This window comes from Pseudomonas sp. R38(2017) (genome assembly GCF_002112395.1).
Lineage (GTDB): Bacteria > Pseudomonadota > Gammaproteobacteria > Pseudomonadales > Pseudomonadaceae > Aquipseudomonas.
On the sequence record NZ_NEHN01000004.1, the window covers coordinates 397,330 to 415,969 of the forward strand.

The following is an 18,640-nucleotide window of genomic DNA, read 5'->3' on the forward strand; positions in this document are numbered from 1 at the left end:
TCATTGGGCCCAGGGCGCGCGGCGTGAATCATCGAGTGTCAGCAGATAGCTGTCGCCACCCAGCTGGCTCATCTGCTGGCGAATCCATCCGGCCCGGCGCGAAACATAGGAAGTCGGGTGGCTGGCGCTCCAGACCCGGGGATTGGGCAATACGGCCGCCAGATAACTCGCCTGCTGCCGGGACAATGACTTGGCGCTCACGCCAAAGTGATGCCGTGCCGCTGCTTCGGCGCCAAACACGCCGTCATCCCATTCGACACTGTTCAGGTACACCTCAAGTATCCGCTGCTTGGGCCAGAACACTTCGATCAGTGCGGTGAACCACGCTTCCAGGCCTTTGCGCAGATAACTGCGGCCCGACCACAGGAACAGGTTCTTCGACACTTGCTGACTCAACGTGCTGGCGCCGCGAATCGAGCCACCGAGTTCGTTGTGGGCCAGTGCAGCCTTGATCGCACTCAGGTCAAAACCCCAGTGCTCGGGGAATTTCTGGTCTTCGCCGGCAATCACCGCGACCTTCAGGTCATCGGAAATTTCGTCCCACGGCTTCCAGGTGCGTTGCAGATCGATCGGTTCGCCGTCGACCCAGGATTCGATCTTGCGCTCGACCATCAGCGCAGTGCCCGGTGGCGGCACAAAGCGAAACACCAACACCAGCAATACGCTGCCGCCCGCGAACCAGAGCAGGGCCTTCGTGAAACGACGGAGAAATAAACGCAGCATAGAGATGGCTTGGCCGAACCGGTTGAGCGGGCCATTATACAGACCCTGCCGATCGAGTCTGAGTGGAGTTCTACATGCTGCGTAGCTTTCTGATGCTGGCTGCCTTCTTTGGTTTCACTGGTGTCGGCCTCGGCGCATTCGCCGCCCATGGCCTGAAAAACCGCCTGACCCCGGAGTACCTGGCGATCTTCCACACTGGCGTCATGTATCAGTTGGTACACGCATTGGCGCTGTTCGGCGTGGCGCTGCTGGCCACGCAGCTTCAGGGGCGTCTGGTCGCCTGGGCCGGCATCTCGTTCAGCATTGGTATCCTGCTGTTCTCTGGCAGCCTGTACCTGCTGACCACCCTCGGCATCGGCAAGCTCGGCATCATCACCCCATTCGGTGGCCTGGCATTCCTGATCGGCTGGCTGTGCCTCGGACTCGCCGCCTGGCGCCTGCAGCCAACCGCTTGACGCTTGGTGCTGACCTTTAGGTCATGATCGGGCTAGAATGCCACCCCCTAAAAATGATGGCGGCATCCGGCATGCGCATTCAGTTGAACGGCGAATCCCTTGAACTGCCCGACGGTGAAACCGTTGCGGCCCTGCTGACCCGTCTGGACCTGACCGGACGCCGCGTCGCGGTCGAGCTCAATCTGGATATCGTCCCGCGCAGCCAGCACGCCGACACCACTTTGAACGACGGCGACAATGTCGAAGTGGTGCACGCCATCGGCGGCGGCTAGTTGCCAGGCCTGCATCGGCCGAGAATTCTGCAAGACCCTCACCCCAACAGAGGATTTCCCATGAGCATCGTTCGTAGCGACAAGCCTTTCGTTCTGGCCGGTCGTACTTACCAGTCGCGTTTGCTGGTCGGTACCGGCAAGTACCGTGACATGGAAGAAACCCGCCTGGCCATCGAAGCCTCGGGTGCCGAGATCGTCACCTTTGCCGTGCGCCGCACCAACCTGGGACAGATCGAAGGCGAGCCGAACCTGCTCGACGTACTGTCGCCGGATCGCTACACCTTTCTGCCGAACACCGCCGGTTGCTACGACGCTGTCGAGGCTGTGCGCACCTGCCGCCTGGCCCGTGAGCTGCTCGATGGTCATAACCTGGTGAAGCTGGAAGTGCTGGCCGACCAGAAAACCCTGTTCCCCAACGTGATCGAAACCCTCAAGGCCGCCGAAGTGCTGGTCAAGGAAGGCTTCGATGTGATGGTTTACACCAGTGATGATCCGATCATCGCCCGGCAACTGGCGGAGATCGGCTGCATCGCGGTGATGCCGCTGGCCGGTCTGATCGGTTCGGGCCTGGGGATCTGCAACCCGTACAACCTGCAGATCATCCTCGAAGAAGCCAAGATCCCGGTGCTGGTGGATGCTGGTGTCGGCACCGCTTCCGACGCCACCATCTCCATGGAGCTGGGCTGTGATGCGGTGCTGATGAACTCGGCGATCGCCCACGCTCAGCAGCCGATCATGATGGCTGAAGCCATGAAACACGCGATCGTCGCGGGCCGCCTGGCCTACCTCGCCGGCCGCATGCCGAAAAAACTCTATGCCAGCGCCTCTTCGCCGCTGGATGGTCTGATCAAGTAAGAGCTATTGATGACTGAATCGAACGACACGCCAATCCAGACGGAAGAAGGCGACGAGCGCCAACACCGCCGCATCAAGAGCTTTGTGATGCGCGCCGGGCGCATGACCGAAGGCCAGCAGCGCGGCCTGGATCAGGGCGCGCCGAAGTTCGTCCTGCCGCTGGCCGATGCGCCTGTGGATTACGATCAGGTGTTCGGCCGTTCCGCGCCGCGTTCGCTGGAGATCGGTTTCGGCATGGGCCACTCGCTGCTGGAAATGGCAGCCGCTGCGCCGGAGCAGGATTTCATCGGTGTCGAGGTTCACCGTCCGGGTGTCGGCGCGCTGCTCAACGGCGTGCTGACCCAGGGCCTGACCAATCTGCGGGTCTACGATTGCGACGCGATCGAGGTGCTCAACCGCTGCATCGCCGACAACAGCCTCGATCGCCTGATGCTGTTTTTCCCGGATCCGTGGCACAAGAGCCGCCACCACAAGCGCCGCATCGTTCAGGCGTCCTTCGCTGAACTGGTGCGCAGCAAGCTGAAGGTTGGCGGCATTCTGCACATGGCCACCGACTGGGAGCCGTACGCCGAATACATGCTGGAAGTGATGAACGTCGCCCCGGGCTATCGCAACCTCGCCGAAGACGGCAAGTGCGTACCACGCCCGGCCGAACGCCCGATCACCAAGTTCGAACGCCGCGGCGAACGTCTTGGGCATGGCGTGTGGGATCTGAAGTTCGAAAAGCTCGCTTAAGCCTTACGCAGAACCCCATGTGGGAGCGAGCCTGCTCGCGATAACGGTCTGACAGTCAACGATGATGTTGAATGTTAAGTCGCTATCGCGAGCAGGCTCGCTCCCACAGTTATTTTGTGTGTGCTGAAAATCAGCGGCGGTCAGCGACCACGCCAATCAGCACCAGCACCACCAACAACACCGGCGCCAGACTGTAGTTGTTGAACTGGCTCAGCCCCTTCACCACCCAGGGTGTGGCGTAGATCAGCGCCGCGCCGCTGCCGATCATGCACAGCAGGGCCATCAGCGGGACGCGCAGGGCGCCGGCGATGCTGCCCAGGCGTTGCTCGACCCAGCCTTTGAAGTCGGCGCCGAACAGCACCAGCAGGCAGCCCACCAGAGCCAGCGCGATTTCCGAGAGGTTGCTGCGGCTCCAGCGGGAGACAGTGGCGAGCAGGTCGAGTATCAAATCCATGCGGTTTCCCCGGGAGCCATTCAGCTCAGAAATTTCTGCAGTAAATCGTTGAGAAAGAGTTGTCCGCGCTCGGTGGCCGCCAGACGTGACGGTTCGACCTGCAACAGACCGCTTTGTTCGGCCTCGCGGCGGTGTTCATCGAGGCTCTCCAGCGGCAGGCCGGTGCGCTCGGGATACAGGCGTGATTCGACGCCGGCAGTCAGGCGCAGGGCGTTCATCAGGAACTCGAATGGCATCTCGTCGTTGGTCAGGGCTTTCTCGCCGGCCTGGAAACTTTTGGCTGGGTTGAGGTAGTCCTTCGGCAAGCGCGTCTTCCAAGTGCGCACGATGCGCCCGTCCGGATGGCTGAGCTTGCCGTGGGCGCCGGCGCCGATGCCGATGAAGTCGCCGAAACTCCAGTAGTTGAGGTTATGCCGCGCCGGACGACCCGGTTGGGCGTAAGCGGAAACCTCGTACTGCGCGTAACCGTGTTCGGCCAGCAGCGCCTGTCCGGCTTCTTGAATGTCCCACAGCGTGTCGTCTTCCGGCAGCACTGGCGGCTGGTTCCAGAACACGGTGTTCGGCTCCAGCGTGAGCTGATACCAGGAGATGTGCGTCGGTTTCAGTTCGATGGCTTGGCGCAGATCGCTCAGGGCATCGTCCAGCGACTGGTCCGGCAAGCCGTGCATCAAGTCGAGGTTGAAGTTATCGAAACCGGCCTGGCGCGCCATGCCTGCCGCCCGCACGGCTTCGTCGCCGTTGTGGATGCGGCCGAGGGCCTTGAGCTTTTCCTGCTGGAAGCTCTGGACGCCGATCGACAGACGATTGATCCCCAGTTTGCGGTAGGCGACGAACTTCTCTTGCTCGAAAGTCCCGGGGTTGGCTTCCAGTGTGATTTCGATGTCATCGGCAAACGGGATGCGTTGTTTGACGCCTTCCAGCAAGCGACCAAGGGCTTGGGCACTGAACAGGCTCGGCGTGCCGCCACCAAAGAAGATCGAACTCAACTCACGGTCGTACACCGCGTGCAGATCCTGATCCAGGTCGGCGAGCAGCGCATCGACGTATTCCTGCTCCGGCAGCACCGGGCTGGCTGTGTGCGAGTTGAAGTCGCAATAAGGGCATTTGCGCACACACCACGGGATGTGGATGTACAGCGCCAGAGGCGGCAGCGTCGGCAACGGCGCCCGAGGCGAGGAGGCGGCGCCACCGACGATCAGTGGCGACGCAGAAGAAGCACGGGTCATTTCAAGCCCAGACGCTGGCGCAGCAGATCCATTGCACGGGCGCGGTGGCTGATCTGGTTCTTGTCGCTAGGGCTCAGCTCGGCGCTGGACACGTTACGCTCCGGCACCCAGAACAACGGGTCGTAGCCGAAACCGTGTTCACCGCTGGCGGCGGTCAGGATGCGCCCGTGCCACAGGCCTTCGCACAGAATCGGCAGCGGATCGTCGGCATGACGCACCAGCGCCAGCACACAGACGAACTGTGCGCCGCGCTCGACTTCAGGCACGTCTTTCAGGGCGTCGAGCAGTTTGGCGTTGTTTGCCGCGTCGCCCTTGCCGTCGGCATAGCGCGCCGAGTAGATGCCCGGCGCACCGCCGAGGAAGTCCACCGCCAGACCCGAATCGTCGGCCAGCGCCGGCAGCCCGGAAATGCGCGCGGCATTACGGGCCTTGAGGATCGCGTTCTCGACGAACGACAGGCCGGTTTCTTCCGGCTCCACGCTGCTGAATTCGCCGATCGAGCGCAATTGCACCGATTCGCCGAGCATGGCCTGGAGTTCCTTGAGTTTGCCGGCGTTATGGCTGGCCAGTACGAGTTGCTTGAGATTGATCATTGGCCAGGGAAAAGCTCTTGGTTGAAATTGATGGTGTTGATCTTGTCGCCGGTCTGCACCTTGATTTCAAAGGTGCGGGTTTCCTGCTGTTCCACCGGGTACTGGGCGATGTAATAGATCGCGCCCTGTTCGGTGATCTGGCGGAAGGTCAGCGGCACGCTCTGGCTGGTCAGATCTTTCACCGTGCCGGTGACGTTGGCGGTCAACGGCTTGCCGTCCTTGATCACCGAGACATTGATCACGCCCTGGTTCTTGCTGCGGATCAGCTCGGCAGCCTTGGCGATGTCCGGTTGCAGGTAGGTCGAGTTGAAGGTGTTGTAGTGCACCGTCACGTCGCCGAAGGTTTCCTGGCGCTCGCTCTTGATGGCATCGGCTGCCACGGCCGACAGGCTCAGGCAGGCGGCCAACAGCGTGGTAATCAGGCGTCCCATGTTCGTTCTCCTCGCAATGTCGTGGTTCAGACCGCGATTCTGTGATCCTGCAGCCCCGGGCTGCTGACGCGGTAGATACCGATCTCACCTAACAGATTAGGCCATAGCTTACTGGCCCACCCGTGACGGTGCTGTTGATCCACGGCAAGCCGATCAATGACCTTCGCCTCACGTTCGCGGCAAAGTTCTTCAAAGTCTTCGAAGGTGCAGAAGTGGATGTTCGGCGTGTTGTACCAGGTGTACGGCAGGAACTCGGACACTGGCATCCGGCCCTTGCTCGCCAGATACCAGCGGCAGCGCCAGTGGCCGAAGTTGGGGAAGGTGATGATGCACTGGCGACCGACCCGCAGCATTTCGTCGAGGATCTTGTCCGGGTAATGTACGGCTTGCAGGGCCTGGGTCATTACCACGACGTCGAAGCTGTTGCTGGCGAAGTTGCCCAGGCCCTTGTCCAGGTCCTGCTCAATGACGTTGATGCCCTTGGCCACGCACTCGGCGATGTTGTCGGCGTCGTTTTCCAGGCCATAGCCGGTGACCTGTTTGTGGTCGCGCAGCCAGGTCAGCAACTCGCCGTCACCGCAACCGAGGTCGAGCACGCGGCTGCCGGCGGGGATCCATTCCTGGATGATTTCCAGATCAGCTCTCATGGCTTGTTCACACCGTAATTCGGTTCATGTAATTGCCGAACGCCTGCAAATAACGCGGGATCGGAATCAGGAAGGCGTCGTGGCCCTGGGGCGCGTCGATTTCCAGGTAGCTGACGTCCTTGCGCGCAGCCATCAGCGCATCCACCAGTTCCCGCGAGCGAGCGGGGGAGAAGCGCCAGTCGGTGGTGAACGACATCACGCAGAACTTGGCTTTCGCGCCTTCGAAGGTTTTCGCCAGGTTATCGTCGAAGTTCGCTGCCGGATCGAAGTAATCCAGCGCCTTGGTCATCAACAGATAAGTGTTGGCATCGAAGCGCCCGGAGAATTCTTCGCCCTGATAGCGCAGGTAGCTTTCGACCTGGAACTCGACGCTGTGGAAGTCGTAGTTGAGCTTTTCGCTCTTCAGGCCGCGACCGAATTTCTCGCCCATGGAGTCGTCGGACAGGTAGGTGATGTGCCCGACCATCCGCGCCAGCATCAGGCCGCGCTTTGGGATCACGCCTTGTTCCTGGAACGAGCCACCGTGGAATTCCGGGTCGGTGAGAATCGCCTGGCGCGCCACTTCGTTGAACGCAATGTTCTGCGCCGACAACTTGGGGGCCGAGGCGATGGCCAGGCAGTGGCGAACGCGATCCGGATAGGTGATGGTCCATTGCAGCGCCTGCATGCCGCCGAGGCTGCCGCCGATCACCGCCGCCCACTGGCCGATGCCGAGCAGGTCGGCCAGGCGTGCCTGGCTGTGCACCCAGTCTTCCACGGTCAGTACCGGGAAGTCGGCGCCGAACGGTTTGCCGGTGTCCGGATTGAGGCTGCTCGGGCCGGTGGAGCCGTTGCAACCGCCGAGGTTGTTCAGGCTGACCACGAAGAACTTGTTGGTGTCGATCGGTTTGCCGGGGCCGATGCAGCTGTCCCACCAACCGGGCTTGCGGTCGTCGACGCTGTGGTAACCCGCAGCGTGGTGGTGGCCGGACAAGGCGTGGCAGATCAACACGGCGTTGCTCGCTTGCGCGTTCAGCGTGCCGTAGGTTTCGTAGATCAGATCATAAGCGGCCAGCGAACGGCCGCAGGCCAGGGCCAGCGGTTCGCTGAAGTGCGCCGTTTGCGGCGTCACCAGACCAACAGAATCGGGGGGAAAGGCAGCTGGCATCGACCCTGCTCTCGTTGAAATGAGGCGTAAGTCTAAAGACCGCTGCCCCCAGCGGCAAGCAACGATCAGGCCTGATTTGCGCTCGTTCCCGCGCGGAGCGTGGGAACGATCAAGGAAGAGCTAAACCGGGTAAATCCGGGAGTTTCTTCGGTGAGCAAACCTTCACCCGCTTCTGCCGATTCAACTCACCGCTGATCAGGCTGACCTGGCTCTTGGAAACCCCGAAAGCCTTGGCCAGAAACCCCATCAGATACGCATTGGCCTTGCCCTCCACCGGCGGCGCGGTCAGGCGGATCTTCAGGCGGTCGCCGTGCAGCCCGGCGAAGTCATCGCTGCGGGCTGCCGGTTGCAGGTGACACTCGAGGATCAAGTCGTCACCGTCCCAACGGAACCAGCTCACATCAACAGGCGCAGGATTTCCGGCATCATCGTCATCGCCGCGAGGTTGTTGATCACCAGCATGTCGATCAGCTTCAGCGCGAGGAAGGCGAAGATCGGCGACAGGTCCAGACCGCCCATGCTCGGCAGGAAGCGCCGGAACGGCGCCAGGGCCGGTTCGCAGATCTGGTTCACCAACTCGGCGCCCGGGTTATGGCTGCCCGGAGCGACCCACGACAGGATCACGCTGATGATCAGGGCGAAGAAGAAAATCTTCAGGAACAGCGCGGTCACGCCGATGATCGACCAGATGAGCAGTTGCAACGGGTTGCCGGTGGTGCCGTAGGTCAGCAGCAGGGTCAGTGCCATCAGTGCCAGTTGTACGAGGATTGCCAGCACCAGCGAGGACATGTCGAGGCCGAACAGGCTCGGGATGATCCGGCGCAGTGGCTTGAGCAGCGGTTGGGTGGCCTTGACCACGAACTGGCACAGCGGGTTGTAGAAGTTCGCCCGTACCAGTTGCAGGACGAAGCGCAGCAGCACGATCAGCAGGTACAGGCTGCCGAGGGTTTGCAGCACGTAGACCGCTGCGGTGTTCAATCCAATCATGTAAGGCTCCTTATTTGCCCAGTTGTTCGGCCATCTCGGCCGAGCGGTGCGCGGCGGCGCCGAGTGCTTTTTCCACCAGGGCTTCGAAGCCGCCGGCCTGGAACGATTTGATCGCGGCTTCCGTGGTGCCGGCCGGCGAGGTCACGCGGCGGCGCAACTCGGCAGCGTCGACGTCGCTGGAAACCGCCATGTGTGCGGCGCCCAGTGCGGTCTGCAAGGTCAGTTGTTCGGCGGTTTCCTTCGGCAGGCCGAGTTTGACGCCGGCGGCGGTCATGGCTTCGATCAGCAGGAAGAAGTAGGCCGGGCCGGAACCGGAGACGGCTGTGACCGCGTCCAGTTGCTGCTCTTCGTTCAGCCACAGGGCGATGCCCACGGCGGACAGCAGTTCTTCAGCCTGTTGGCGCTGCTCGGCGCTCACTTCGCCGGTGGCATACAGACCGCTCACGCCCTGACGCAGCAGCGCCGGGGTGTTGGGCATGCAGCGCACGATCGGCTGCTCGCCAAGCCATGCAGTCATGCTGGCGCAGGTGATGCCGGCGGCGATGGACACCACCAGCTGATTCGGTTTCAGGCTCGGGCGGATCGCTTCGCACACGGCCTTCATGGCCTGTGGCTTGACCGCCAGAACGACAACGTCGGCGCCGTCGATGGCCTGGGCGTTGTCGGCAAAGGTTTCGATGCCATGTTCGGCGCTGACCCGGTTGCGGGTTTCTTCGCCCGGATCGCTGGCGCGGATGTGTGCGGCTTCCAGACCCTTGGCCCGCAGGCCGCCGATCAGGCTGGCGGCCATGTTGCCGGCACCGATAAAGGCAATACGCGTGTTGCTCATGTCAGGTCCTTATCTGGAAATCATCAAGATTGGGAGTAGTCGCGAGCGCCAAACAGGGCCGTACCGATACGGACCCAGGTGGCACCCTGGGCAATGGCCGACTCGAGGTCGTGGCTCATGCCCATGGAAAGTGTGTCGAGCGGCAGGTCGAGGCCGGCCTGCAGCTTCTGAACGGCAGCGAATGCAGCGTCTTGCTCGGCGCGATCTTCGGTCGGCTCGGGAATCGCCATCAGCCCGCGCAACTTCAAGCGCGGCAGGGCGCTGATGGCCTGGGCCAGGGCCGGCAGGTCGGCCGGGGTGCAGCCGGACTTGCTGGCTTCACCGCTGACGTTGACCTGAATGCAGATATTCAGTGGCGGCAGGTCCGCCGGGCGTTGTTCGGACAGGCGTTGGGCGATTTTCAGACGATCCACGGAGTGCACCCAGGCGAAATGCTCGGCAATCGAGCGGGTCTTGTTCGACTGAATGGGGCCGATGAAGTGCCAGATCAAGGGCAGGTCGGCCAGTTCGAGCTGTTTGCCCAAAGCTTCCTGCAGGTAGTTCTCGCCAAAGTCACGCAGGCCGGCGGCGTACGCTTCGCGCAGGGCTTGGGCGGGTTTGGTCTTGCTCACGGCCAGCAGCTGGACGCTGTTTTCATCGCGGCCGGCGGCAGCGGTGGCGGCATGAATGCGTGAACTAACGAGGGCAATGTTGTCTGCTATCGTGGACATCAAGAGGCGCCAGCGGTCTGAAGGTTCGCGGCATTCTACTGGAATTGAGGGACGCTATGGATATCACTGAACTGCTGGCCTTCAGCGCCAAACAGGGCGCTTCCGACCTGCACCTGTCGGCCGGACTGCCGCCGATGATCCGCGTGGATGGTGATGTGCGGCGGATCAATCTGCCGGCGCTGGATCACAAACAGGTGCATGAGCTGATCTACGACATCATGAACGACACCCAGCGGGTGGAGTTCGAGAAACATCTGGAAACCGACTTTTCCTTCGAAGTGCCGGGTGTGGCGCGGTTTCGGGTCAACGCCTTTAACCAGAACCGTGGCGCCGGCGCCGTATTCCGCACCATCCCGTCGAAAGTGCTGAGCATGGAAGACCTCGCCATGGGCGACGTCTTTCGCAAGATCACCGACGCCCCGCGCGGGCTGGTGCTGGTGACCGGGCCGACCGGTTCCGGCAAGTCCACCACTTTGGCGGCGATGATCGATTACCTCAACACCCACCGCCATCACCACATACTGACCATCGAAGACCCGATCGAATTCGTCCACGAGTCGCGCAAATGCCTGATCAATCAGCGTGAAGTCCACCGCGATACCCGCAGTTTCGCCACGGCACTGCGCTCGGCGCTGCGGGAAGACCCGGATGTGATCCTGGTGGGCGAGATGCGCGACCTGGAAACCATCCGTCTGGCGCTGACCGCTGCGGAAACCGGGCATCTGGTGTTCGGCACGCTGCACACCACGTCGGCGGCCAAGACCATCGACCGGGTGGTGGACGTATTTCCGGGGGATGAGAAGTCCATGGTGCGTTCGATGCTGTCGGAGTCGTTGCTGGCCGTGGTCTCGCAGACGCTGATCAAGAAAATCGGCGGCGGCCGGGTGGCGGCCCACGAGATCATGCTGGGTACGTCGGCGATCCGTAACCTGATCCGCGAGGACAAGGTGGCGCAGATGTATTCGGCGATCCAGACTGGCGGGTCGCTGGGGATGCAGACACTCGACATGTGCCTGAAGGATCTGGTGACCAAGGGCCTGGTCAGTCGCGAGCATGCGCGGGAGAAGGCGCGGACGCCGGATAACTTCTAGTGACGAAAAAAAACGCAGCCCGAGGGCTGCGTTTTTTGTGATCTGCAAGGATCAGCGTTGAACCACGCGCATCTGCTTGCCGCCCGGTTCTTTCGGCAGCACGCGCTTGGCAACCACGTAATGCTGTTCCCAATACGGCTTGTTCAGCGTATCGATGCTCACCGCTTTGCCACGGCGCGGTGCGTGGATGAAGCGGTCGTTGCCCAGGTAGATGGCAACGTGATTGACCCGACGGCTCTTGATGTTGAAGAAAATCAGGTCGCCAGGCTTCAGATCCTTGCGCTCGACTTTCTCGCCGTGACCGCTGGCCATGGCATTCGAGGTGCGCGGCAGGTCGAAAGTCGCGTCGTTGAACGCGTATTTCACCAGGCCGCTGCAGTCGAAGCCTTTACTCGGGCTGCTGCCGCCCCAACGGTAAGGTGTACCGAGGACGTTCACCGCACGACTGAGGACGTTGCTGCTTTCTTTGTTCGCCATCGGTGGAACCAGCTTGCCGTGACCCTTGCTGGCGAGCGTGGTGTGTTTCGTTTGTTTGCCTTTGCTCGACGGAGCAGAGGCATGGGATTTGGGAGTGAAACCGTTAACGTTGGGAAGACGTTGCTCACGATTGGTGGCGTGGGCGGCCAGTGGCATTAATAGGCAAATAGTTAGCCATGTCTTGAAAAATGGACGCATTAGGCAGGGCTCTTATGTGTTAGCGCGCAACTTTATAACAGCTTTTTTGTCCCTTCCGAGGCCGTTGGTCGATTCAAAAGGCGGGCAACGGAACCAAACAAGCGGCAAATAGACGCAATTGTCGGACAGAAGTCAGGTGCTATAAGGCTTTGACCGACCACAAGGTAGCATTTGCCGTACGTCGGGTACCTGTAAAAAAGTCACAAAGAATTAAAGAAAATTTATCTATCGCGTGTATCGAGGTCTTCATGAACCGCTATCAACTGCCCCAAGTGAAGGAAAAGGACACCCATAGCAAGGTGATCGGTTATCTGTTGTGGATCTTCGGTTTTACCGGGTCGCACCGCTTCTATTACGGCAAGCCGGTGACCGGCACGATCTGGTTTTTCACCTTCGGGCTGTTGGGGATTGGCTGGCTGATCGACGTGTTCCTGATCCCGGCAATGGACCGGGAAGCGGACCTGCGCTTTGAGGCGGGGCCGATCGAATACAACGTGGCGTGGATTCTGTTGACGTTCCTCGGCGCGTTCGGCGTGCACCGGATGTATCAGGGCAAGTGGATCAGCGGGGTGATTTATCTGCTGACCGGCGGGTTGTTCTTTCTGGGCGTGCTGTATGACTTCTGGACGCTGAATGATCAGGTGTCGGTGCGTAATGCCGAAGGGCGGGGCACTTTTCAGTAAGTGATGGCGAGGGAGCAAGCTCCCTCGCCATTTTTTTATGCCTGATGGCTGATCCGGCCATCCACCAGGGTGTAACGCACCACGCTTGGCAGACTATGGCCGATGAACGGGCAGTTCTCGCCCTTCGACAGCCAGGTTTCGCCGGCAACGGTCGAGGCCTTCGGATCGAACAGCACGATATCCGCCGCGCCACCCACCGCCAGTTTGCCCGCCGGCAGGCGCAAGGCCTCGGCCGGGCCGGCGCTCAGGCGGGCCAACAGGGTCGGCAGGTCCAGCAGACCATCCTCGACCAGCGTCATCGCCAGCGGCAGCAGCAGTTCAACGCTGCTGATGCCCGGCTCGGTCGCACCGAACGGTGCGAGTTTGGCATCGCGCTCGTGAGGCTGGTGATGGCTGGAGATCGCCGAGACCACCCCGGACTTCACCGCCTCGCGCAGGCCATCGCGGTCGGCGCGGGTACGCAGCGGTGGTTGTACGTGATACAGGCTGCTGAAATCGATCAGCGCTTCGTCCGTCAGGATCAACTGATACAGGGCGACATCCGCCGTGACTTTCAAACCACGAGCCTGGGCCTGAGCGATCAGGGCCACGCCGCGAGCACTGGTCAACTGGCTGAAGTGCGCACGCACGCCGGTCTGTTCGACCAGCAGCAGGTCACGGGCCAGGGCCACGGTTTCAGCGGTTTCCGGAATGCCCGGCAGGCCGAGGAAACTGGCGGTGGCGCCTTCGTGGGCCAGGCCGCCGTCGGCCAGGTCGTGATCCTGGGAGTTGAAAATCACCGTCAGGTCAAAGGTCGCCGCGTACTCCAGCGCCCGGCACAGGGTACGGGTGTTGCGGAAGCTCTCCAGGCCGTTGCCGAACGCCACGCAACCGGCGTCGCGCAGTGCAACGAGTTCTGCAAGCTGTTCGCCGTCCAGGCTTTTGCTCAGGGCGCCGATCGGGAACACTTTGGTGTTGCCGGCCTCGCGGGCGCGGTCGAGGATCAGCTCGGCCACGGCGGAGGTGTCGAGCACCGGTCTGGTTTTCGGCGGGCAGCACAGGCTGGTTACGCCGCCGGCCGCAGCCGCGCGGGTTTCGCTGGCGATGGTGCCTTTGCGGCTGTAGCCCGGCTCGCGCAGGGCAACGTTCAGGTCTACAAGGCCGGGAGCGGCGACAAGGCCTTGGGCGTCGATGGTTTCGACGGCGCTGAAACCGGCCGGTGCAGCGCCGAGGGCGACGATCTTGCAGGCTTCAACGTGAATATCGGTGATTTGATCCAGGCCGCTGCTTGGATCGATGACGCGGGCGCCGAGAATGCTGAGCTTCACTGGGCGTTCTCCTGCTCGAATTGACGCTGCGCTGTTTGTCCGCTCATGGCCATCGACAGCACGGCCATACGGATCGCGATGCCGTAAGTGACTTGATTGAGGATCACCGAGTGCGGGCCGTCGGCCACCGCCGACTCGATCTCCACGCCGCGGTTGATCGGCCCCGGGTGCATGACGATGCAGTCGGGTTTGGCGCCTGCCAGGCGCGCGGTGGTCAGGCCGAACAGGCGATAGAACTCACCTTCGCTCGGCAGCAGGCCGCCGGTCATGCGCTCACGCTGCAGGCGCAGCATGATCACCACGTCGACGTCTTTCAGGCCTTCGGTCATGTCGGTGTAGACCTTCACGCCGTATTGCTCGATGCCGATCGGCAGCAGGGTCTTCGGCGCGATCACGCGGATGTCCGGGCAACCGAGGGTTTTCAGGGCGAGCATGTTCGAGCGCGCCACCCGCGAGTGCAGGATGTCGCCGACGATGGCCACCGAAAGGTTTTCGAAGCCGCCCTTGTGCCGACGGATGGTCAGCATGTCGAGCATGCCCTGGGTCGGGTGCGCGTGACGGCCGTCGCCGCCGTTGATGATCGCCACCTGCGGGCAGACATGTTCGGCGATGAAGTGCGCAGCGCCGGAGTCACCGTGGCGCACGACGAACATGTCGGCGGCCATGGCTTCGAGGTTGCGCAGGGTATCGAGCAGGGTTTCGCCCTTGCTGGCCGACGAGGTCGACACGTTCAGGGTGATCACGTCCGCCGACAGTCGCTGGGCCGCCAGTTCGAAGGTGGTGCGAGTGCGGGTGGAGTTTTCGAAGAACACGTTGCACACGGTCTTGCCGCGCAGCAACGGGACCTTCTTCACGGCCCGGGCACCGACTTCGAGGAACGAGTCGGCGGTGTCGAGGATTTCCGTCAGCAACTCGCGGCGCAGGCCGTCGAGCGAGAGGAAGTGGCGCAGCTGGCCCTGATCATTGAGCTGCAGCGGGCGCTTGGTATCTAGAGGCGTCATCGCGAAGGGGACTCTCAATAGGGCGGATTAAAGGGCGAGGTCTTGCAGTTCGAGGGCCAGCTCCGGGCCGGACAGCTTGACCCGCTCGTGGGCGGCCAGCGACAGGGTCGCGCCGACCACGTTCGGGCGGATCGGCAGTTCGCCGGCGTCCAGATCGAGCAGGCAGACCAGCGTCACGCTGGCCGGGCGGCCGTAGTCGAACAGTTCGTTCATCGCGGCGCGGATGGTCCGGCCGCTCATCAGTACGTCGTCGATCAGCACCAGATGCTGGCCTTCGATTTCGAAGGGCAGGGCGGACGGGCGCACTTGCGGGTGCAAACCGTTCTGGCTGAAGTCGTCGCGGTAGAAGGAAACGTCCAGCGTACCCAATGGCGCATCGCTGCCGAGCTCTGCGAGCAGGGCCTGGGCGACCCAGACGCCGCCGGTGCGGATGCCGATGTAACGCGGTTCGCTGATATCACGCTGGGCAAGGTGCGCCTTGAGGCGGGTCGCCATCTGGCTGATCAGATCGGCGGGATTGGGCAGGCTCATGGTTGCTCCTTCTTGGGGTCGAGCCGGTTCTCGCGAACCGTGGCTCGGGTTGTAACCAAAAGAAAAGCGCCGTAGCGCTTGTCAGGATTCAAATAGTGCGGTGTTTTCGTCGAGCCAGCCTTGCAGCAGCAGGGCGGCGGCGATGGCGTCCACCGGGTTGTCGCGGTAGCTGCCTTTCTGCCCGCCGCGCACCAGTCGTTCGCCCTTGGCTTCGAAGGTCGTCAGGCGTTCGTCGTGGGTATAGAAAGGCAGGTTGAAGCGGCCGTTGAGGCGCCGGGCGAATTTCTCGGCGCGGGCGCACATTTCGCTGGGCGTGCCGTCCATGTTCAGCGGCAGGCCGACCACCACGGCATCGGGCTTCCATTCCTTTATCAGGGCTTCGACCTGATTCCAGTCCGGCACACCGTTTTGCGCCTTCAAGGTGCACAGTTCGCGGGCCTGGCCGGTAATCACCTGGCCGACCGCGACGCCGATCTGTTTGGTGCCGTAGTCGAAGCCGAGGATCAGGCGCAGGGCCATCAGGCGTGTCCTGCCTGGCTGGTCAGCAGGCTGAGGTTGATCCCCAGGTGCCTGGCTGCCGCTTCCAGGCGCAGTTCACTGCTGGTGTTGAACAGGATGTCGGCGTCGTACGGGCAGGTCAGCCAGGCGTTGTCGGCCAGTTCGGCCTCCAGTTGTCCAGCTTCCCAGCCGGCATAGCCGAGGGTGATGACGCTTTTGGCCGGGCCCACGCCGTCGGCGATGGCGAACAGCACGTCCTGCGAAGTGGACAGCGCGAGATCGCCGTCCAGCTCGACGGTGGCCTGGAAGGTCTGGCCCGCCGGATGCAGCACGAAACCGCGATCGGTCTGCACCGGACCGCCGATGAAGATCGGTACATGCTGGCACAGTGCTGGCGGATCGATGTCCGGGCGCAGTTGTTCGAGGATGTCGGCCAGATTCAGCTCTTGCGGTCGGTTGACCACCAGCCCCATGGCCCCATTGGCCGTGTGCTCGACGATGTAGGTCAAGGTGTGGGCAAAGTTCGGGTCGGCCATGTGTGGCATGGCGATCAGGAAGTGATGCTTGAGGTAGCTGGGGCTGACGTTTTTCATGTGCGCTAGTGTGGCGTTCGGGGGGCGAACTGACAAGCTGGAGCGGTCAAAAGATCGGCTCAGTTGCTGGACAGCCGGTCGCCCCGGGCGAATTTCCAGGTGCGGATGATTTCCAGCCGGTCGATGTCCGACAGGTCCCCGGTAAACGGTGCGAAAGGCGCGGCCAGCCGGACGATGCGCTGTGCCGCCTGATCCAGCAGCGGCTGGCCTGAGGATTCCAGCACCAGCACTTCATACAGCGAGCCGTCGCGGTTGATCGACACCATCAGGCGCAAATTGCCGTAAATCTGCTGGCGCCGGGCTTCTTCGGGGTAGTTGAGGTTGCCGATGCGCTCGACCTTCTTGCGCCATTCGTCCTTGTACCAGGCACCCTTGTCGCGCATGGTCGATGCCGCGCTGAGGCGGTGGATGCGCGGACGCTTGGCGTACAGCTGTTGTTCGTTGGCCAGTTCGGCTTCGAGGCTGGCGATGTCGCTGGAGAGCTGCGAGCTGTCGAAAGTCGGGGCGTCGACTGTCGGTTTGGTCTCGGTCTTGGCTTCTTCTTTCTTGGTCGGCGCCTTTTTCGGCTTCGGCGCGACGGTGGTCACCGCCGCCTTGGGCGCGGCTTCCTGCACTTGCGGTTTGGCGGCCGGTGGTGGGGTGACTTTCTTGACCTGATTGTCCTGGAACGGCGCGACCTCGGTGGTCTTGGGGATCGCCTTCTTGTCGAGGGTGCCGCTGCCTTCCTGGTTTTCCTGGGCGAGGAAATCGGCCTTCGCCGGCTTCTTTTCGCTCTTGAAGGTGGCGAGGGTGATTTCCAGGGTCTTGCTGATCTGCTTGGGCTCGACCATGGTGAAACCCACGCCGAGCAGCAGCGCCAGATGGATCAGCGCCGCGAGAAACAGGGTAAATCCGAGGCGATCGACCGGGCGCACGCCGCGGTGGGCGAGTTCAGCAGGCAGATCGGACGGAAGTGTCATGACAAGAAAACCAACATCGCGTTTTTCACAGGCCGCGCATGATAACGCAATGTTGGTTTCACGCCTTGGGCTTCAAGCATCAAGCGACAGGCTGCATGTGACACACATCAAGCTTGCAGCTTTTTCTCGATGGCATCCATCAGCATCCCGCCGATGTCGGTGCCGAACGCGTTGTCGATCTCGCGGATGCAGGTCGGGCTGGTGACGTTGATTTCGGTCAGGTGCTCGCCGATCACGTCGAGGCCGACGAACAGCAGGCCCTTCGCGCGCAAGGTCGGGCCGACCTGAGCGGCGATCCAGCGATCCTTGTCGGTCAACGGACGGGCTTCGCCTCGGCCGCCGGCCGCGAGGTTGCCACGGGTTTCGCCCTGGGCCGGAATCCGCGCCAGGCAGTAATCCACCGGCTCGCCGTCGATCATCAGGATGCGTTTGTCGCCATCGACGATGGCCGGCAGATAACCCTGGATCATGATCTGTTGCTTGCCGTGCAGAGTCAGTGTTTCCAGAATCACCGACAGATTTGGATGGCCGGCGGTGTGCCGGAAAATCGACGAGCCGCCCATGCCATCCAGCGGCTTGAGAATCACGTCACCGTGATGGTCGGCGAATTCGCGCAACACGTCCGGGCGACGGCTGACGATGGTCGGCGGCGTGCACTGCGGGAACAGCGTGGCGAACAGCTTTTCATTACAGTCGCGCAGGCTTTGCGGCTTGTTGACTACCAGCACCCCGGCGGACTCGGCCTGTTCGAGCAGGTAGGTGGAGTAGACGAACTCCATGTCGAACGGCGGATCCTTACGCATCAGGATCACGTTCAGGTCGCTGAGCAGAGAATCCTGTTCGGCGCCCAGTTCGAACCATTTTTCCGGGTTGGCGAAGACTTTCAGCGGTTTCATCCGCGCCCGGGCCTGACCTTCACCCTGATAAAGATCCTTCTGTTCCATGTAGAACAGTTCCCAGCCGCGCTTCTGCGCCGCCAGCAGCATGGCCAGCGAGCTATCCTTTTTATAGGAAATGCTGGCGATTGGGTCCATGACTATCCCGACGCGAACGCTCATTGGGTTTTCCTCGAAAATTGGCTACCGGATCGGTATGAAAAAAGTGCCGCCAGAGTGGCTCCGGGCGGGTTTTCGGTCAAGGAAAAACCCGTCGATAGATTGCGTCAGGAGACTGTGCTAAAAAGGCTCCCAGCCGTGCTGGCCCTTGAACATCAAGGGTTTCCAGCCATCAGTCATCGC

General features: G+C 62.0%; 25 protein-coding genes. 6 read left to right on the forward strand and 19 right to left on the reverse strand.

Going from position 1 to position 18,640, the window contains the following annotated elements; genetic code table 11:
* Positions 1–723: a monofunctional biosynthetic peptidoglycan transglycosylase gene (mtgA, locus tag CAF87_RS11780; protein ID WP_085709060.1), complete on the reverse strand. Its 723-nt coding sequence runs from the start codon at positions 721–723 to the stop codon at positions 1–3.
* 74 nt (positions 724–797) lie between these two features.
* Between mtgA and CAF87_RS11785 the strand changes: the two genes are divergently transcribed.
* From CAF87_RS11785 to trmB, 4 genes are all read left to right on the forward strand, one after another.
* Entirely contained in the window at positions 798–1,178 is a 381-nt protein-coding gene (locus tag CAF87_RS11785) for a DUF423 domain-containing protein (RefSeq protein WP_085731560.1), read from the forward strand.
* A gap of 71 nt (positions 1,179–1,249) precedes the next feature.
* Positions 1,250–1,450 carry a sulfur carrier protein ThiS gene (thiS, locus tag CAF87_RS11790; RefSeq protein ID WP_167394879.1) on the forward strand — a complete coding sequence of 67 codons (201 nt, stop codon included), beginning with the start codon at positions 1,250–1,252 and terminating at the stop codon, positions 1,448–1,450.
* A 60-nt stretch (positions 1,451–1,510) separates the two neighbouring features.
* On the forward strand, positions 1,511–2,305 hold the full coding sequence (locus CAF87_RS11795; protein WP_085731561.1) for a thiazole synthase: 795 nt from the start codon (positions 1,511–1,513) through the stop codon (positions 2,303–2,305).
* A gap of 9 nt (positions 2,306–2,314) precedes the next feature.
* The gene (gene trmB / locus CAF87_RS11800) at positions 2,315–3,040 is read left to right on the forward strand and encodes a tRNA (guanosine(46)-N7)-methyltransferase TrmB (protein WP_085646976.1); all 726 of its coding nucleotides are present in this window, start codon (positions 2,315–2,317) and stop codon (positions 3,038–3,040) included.
* 130 nt (positions 3,041–3,170) lie between these two features.
* Here trmB and CAF87_RS11805 read toward each other — a convergent pair whose 3' ends face one another.
* The 10 genes from CAF87_RS11805 to CAF87_RS11850 form a co-directional block, all read right to left on the reverse strand.
* A complete protein-coding gene (locus CAF87_RS11805; RefSeq protein ID WP_011336381.1) occupies positions 3,171–3,494 on the reverse strand; it encodes a DUF3392 domain-containing protein in 324 nt (107 codons plus the stop codon).
* A gap of 20 nt (positions 3,495–3,514) precedes the next feature.
* The gene (hemW, locus tag CAF87_RS11810; RefSeq protein ID WP_085731562.1) at positions 3,515–4,720 is read right to left on the reverse strand and encodes a radical SAM family heme chaperone HemW; all 1,206 of its coding nucleotides are present in this window, start codon (positions 4,718–4,720) and stop codon (positions 3,515–3,517) included.
* A complete protein-coding gene (gene rdgB / locus CAF87_RS11815) occupies positions 4,717–5,313 on the reverse strand; it encodes an RdgB/HAM1 family non-canonical purine NTP pyrophosphatase (protein WP_085731563.1) in 597 nt (198 codons plus the stop codon). Before rdgB ends, hemW begins: the two co-directional genes overlap by 4 nt.
* On the reverse strand, positions 5,310–5,744 hold the full coding sequence (locus CAF87_RS11820; RefSeq protein ID WP_085731564.1) for a DUF4426 domain-containing protein: 435 nt from the start codon (positions 5,742–5,744) through the stop codon (positions 5,310–5,312). The genes rdgB and CAF87_RS11820 overlap by 4 nt, the downstream gene beginning before the upstream one ends.
* A gap of 26 nt (positions 5,745–5,770) precedes the next feature.
* On the reverse strand, positions 5,771–6,391 hold the full coding sequence (gene metW, locus CAF87_RS11825) for a methionine biosynthesis protein MetW (protein ID WP_085731565.1): 621 nt from the start codon (positions 6,389–6,391) through the stop codon (positions 5,771–5,773).
* A 7-nt stretch (positions 6,392–6,398) separates the two neighbouring features.
* Positions 6,399–7,538, reverse strand: coding sequence for a homoserine O-acetyltransferase (locus CAF87_RS11830; protein WP_085731566.1), 1,140 nt, complete (start codon positions 7,536–7,538; stop codon positions 6,399–6,401).
* A 109-nt stretch (positions 7,539–7,647) separates the two neighbouring features.
* Complete coding sequence (locus CAF87_RS11835) at positions 7,648–7,938, reverse strand: DUF167 domain-containing protein (protein WP_085731567.1); 291 nt, start codon at positions 7,936–7,938, stop codon at positions 7,648–7,650.
* The gene (locus tag CAF87_RS11840; RefSeq protein ID WP_085731568.1) at positions 7,935–8,525 is read right to left on the reverse strand and encodes a YggT family protein; all 591 of its coding nucleotides are present in this window, start codon (positions 8,523–8,525) and stop codon (positions 7,935–7,937) included. The genes CAF87_RS11835 and CAF87_RS11840 overlap by 4 nt, the downstream gene beginning before the upstream one ends.
* 10 nt (positions 8,526–8,535) lie before the next feature.
* Positions 8,536–9,354, reverse strand: a complete 819-nt coding sequence (gene proC / locus CAF87_RS11845; protein ID WP_085731569.1) for a pyrroline-5-carboxylate reductase — start codon at positions 9,352–9,354, stop codon at positions 8,536–8,538.
* 23 nt (positions 9,355–9,377) lie between these two features.
* On the reverse strand, positions 9,378–10,064 hold the full coding sequence (locus CAF87_RS11850; protein ID WP_085731570.1) for a YggS family pyridoxal phosphate-dependent enzyme: 687 nt from the start codon (positions 10,062–10,064) through the stop codon (positions 9,378–9,380).
* A 56-nt stretch (positions 10,065–10,120) separates the two neighbouring features.
* Between CAF87_RS11850 and CAF87_RS11855 the strand changes: the two genes are divergently transcribed.
* A complete protein-coding gene (locus tag CAF87_RS11855) occupies positions 10,121–11,155 on the forward strand; it encodes a type IV pilus twitching motility protein PilT (RefSeq protein ID WP_085731571.1) in 1,035 nt (344 codons plus the stop codon).
* A gap of 51 nt (positions 11,156–11,206) precedes the next feature.
* Here the strand turns inward: CAF87_RS11855 and CAF87_RS11860 are convergent, their stop codons facing one another.
* Entirely contained in the window at positions 11,207–11,830 is a 624-nt protein-coding gene (locus CAF87_RS11860; protein WP_085731572.1) for a C40 family peptidase, read from the reverse strand.
* Positions 11,831–12,078: 248 nt separating this feature from the next.
* Between CAF87_RS11860 and CAF87_RS11865 the strand changes: the two genes are divergently transcribed.
* The gene (locus CAF87_RS11865; protein WP_085731573.1) at positions 12,079–12,513 is read left to right on the forward strand and encodes a TM2 domain-containing protein; all 435 of its coding nucleotides are present in this window, start codon (positions 12,079–12,081) and stop codon (positions 12,511–12,513) included.
* Between the two features lie 35 nt (positions 12,514–12,548).
* Here CAF87_RS11865 and CAF87_RS11870 read toward each other — a convergent pair whose 3' ends face one another.
* The 7 genes from CAF87_RS11870 to gshB form a co-directional block, all read right to left on the reverse strand.
* A complete protein-coding gene (locus CAF87_RS11870; RefSeq protein ID WP_085731574.1) occupies positions 12,549–13,820 on the reverse strand; it encodes a dihydroorotase in 1,272 nt (423 codons plus the stop codon).
* Entirely contained in the window at positions 13,817–14,821 is a 1,005-nt protein-coding gene (locus CAF87_RS11875; RefSeq protein ID WP_007913665.1) for an aspartate carbamoyltransferase catalytic subunit, read from the reverse strand. The genes CAF87_RS11870 and CAF87_RS11875 overlap by 4 nt, the downstream gene beginning before the upstream one ends.
* 27 nt (positions 14,822–14,848) lie before the next feature.
* Positions 14,849–15,352: a bifunctional pyr operon transcriptional regulator/uracil phosphoribosyltransferase PyrR gene (gene pyrR, locus CAF87_RS11880; RefSeq protein WP_007953335.1), complete on the reverse strand. Its 504-nt coding sequence runs from the start codon at positions 15,350–15,352 to the stop codon at positions 14,849–14,851.
* An 81-nt stretch (positions 15,353–15,433) separates the two neighbouring features.
* The gene (gene ruvX / locus CAF87_RS11885) at positions 15,434–15,871 is read right to left on the reverse strand and encodes a Holliday junction resolvase RuvX (RefSeq protein ID WP_007953334.1); all 438 of its coding nucleotides are present in this window, start codon (positions 15,869–15,871) and stop codon (positions 15,434–15,436) included.
* Entirely contained in the window at positions 15,871–16,443 is a 573-nt protein-coding gene (locus CAF87_RS11890) for a YqgE/AlgH family protein (RefSeq protein ID WP_085689619.1), read from the reverse strand. Before CAF87_RS11890 ends, ruvX begins: the two co-directional genes overlap by 1 nt.
* 59 nt (positions 16,444–16,502) lie before the next feature.
* Complete coding sequence (locus CAF87_RS11895; RefSeq protein ID WP_085731575.1) at positions 16,503–17,402, reverse strand: energy transducer TonB; 900 nt, start codon at positions 17,400–17,402, stop codon at positions 16,503–16,505.
* Positions 17,403–17,509: 107 nt separating this feature from the next.
* A complete protein-coding gene (gene gshB / locus CAF87_RS11900; RefSeq protein ID WP_085731576.1) occupies positions 17,510–18,460 on the reverse strand; it encodes a glutathione synthase in 951 nt (316 codons plus the stop codon).
* Between the last annotated feature and the right edge of the window lie 180 nt (positions 18,461–18,640).

Coding starts and splice junctions, on each gene's coding strand:
- CAF87_RS11805 (WP_011336381.1), bottom strand. CDS start 3,494: ATGGATTTGATACTCGACCTGCTCGCCACTGTCTCCCGCTGGAGCCGC.
- rdgB (WP_085731563.1), bottom strand. CDS start 5,313: ATGATCAATCTCAAGCAACTCGTACTGGCCAGCCATAACGCCGGCAAA.
- trmB (WP_085646976.1), top strand. CDS start 2,315: ATGACTGAATCGAACGACACGCCAATCCAGACGGAAGAAGGCGACGAG.
- proC (WP_085731569.1), bottom strand. CDS start 9,354: ATGAGCAACACGCGTATTGCCTTTATCGGTGCCGGCAACATGGCCGCC.
- pyrR (WP_007953335.1), bottom strand. CDS start 15,352: ATGAGCCTGCCCAATCCCGCCGATCTGATCAGCCAGATGGCGACCCGC.
- CAF87_RS11890 (WP_085689619.1), bottom strand. CDS start 16,443: ATGAAAAACGTCAGCCCCAGCTACCTCAAGCATCACTTCCTGATCGCC.
- hemW (WP_085731562.1), bottom strand. CDS start 4,720: ATGACCCGTGCTTCTTCTGCGTCGCCACTGATCGTCGGTGGCGCCGCC.
- CAF87_RS11820 (WP_085731564.1), bottom strand. CDS start 5,744: ATGGGACGCCTGATTACCACGCTGTTGGCCGCCTGCCTGAGCCTGTCG.
- CAF87_RS11830 (WP_085731566.1), bottom strand. CDS start 7,538: ATGCCAGCTGCCTTTCCCCCCGATTCTGTTGGTCTGGTGACGCCGCAA.
- CAF87_RS11785 (WP_085731560.1), top strand. CDS start 798: ATGCTGCGTAGCTTTCTGATGCTGGCTGCCTTCTTTGGTTTCACTGGT.
- mtgA (WP_085709060.1), bottom strand. CDS start 723: ATGCTGCGTTTATTTCTCCGTCGTTTCACGAAGGCCCTGCTCTGGTTC.
- CAF87_RS11840 (WP_085731568.1), bottom strand. CDS start 8,525: ATGATTGGATTGAACACCGCAGCGGTCTACGTGCTGCAAACCCTCGGC.
- CAF87_RS11875 (WP_007913665.1), bottom strand. CDS start 14,821: ATGACGCCTCTAGATACCAAGCGCCCGCTGCAGCTCAATGATCAGGGC.
- CAF87_RS11895 (WP_085731575.1), bottom strand. CDS start 17,402: ATGACACTTCCGTCCGATCTGCCTGCTGAACTCGCCCACCGCGGCGTG.
- gshB (WP_085731576.1), bottom strand. CDS start 18,460: ATGAGCGTTCGCGTCGGGATAGTCATGGACCCAATCGCCAGCATTTCC.
- CAF87_RS11855 (WP_085731571.1), top strand. CDS start 10,121: ATGGATATCACTGAACTGCTGGCCTTCAGCGCCAAACAGGGCGCTTCC.
- thiS (WP_167394879.1), top strand. CDS start 1,250: ATGCGCATTCAGTTGAACGGCGAATCCCTTGAACTGCCCGACGGTGAA.
- CAF87_RS11795 (WP_085731561.1), top strand. CDS start 1,511: ATGAGCATCGTTCGTAGCGACAAGCCTTTCGTTCTGGCCGGTCGTACT.
- metW (WP_085731565.1), bottom strand. CDS start 6,391: ATGAGAGCTGATCTGGAAATCATCCAGGAATGGATCCCCGCCGGCAGC.
- ruvX (WP_007953334.1), bottom strand. CDS start 15,871: ATGGCCCTGCGCCTGATCCTCGGCTTCGACTACGGCACCAAACAGATC.
- CAF87_RS11865 (WP_085731573.1), top strand. CDS start 12,079: ATGAACCGCTATCAACTGCCCCAAGTGAAGGAAAAGGACACCCATAGC.
- CAF87_RS11850 (WP_085731570.1), bottom strand. CDS start 10,064: ATGTCCACGATAGCAGACAACATTGCCCTCGTTAGTTCACGCATTCAT.
- CAF87_RS11860 (WP_085731572.1), bottom strand. CDS start 11,830: ATGCGTCCATTTTTCAAGACATGGCTAACTATTTGCCTATTAATGCCA.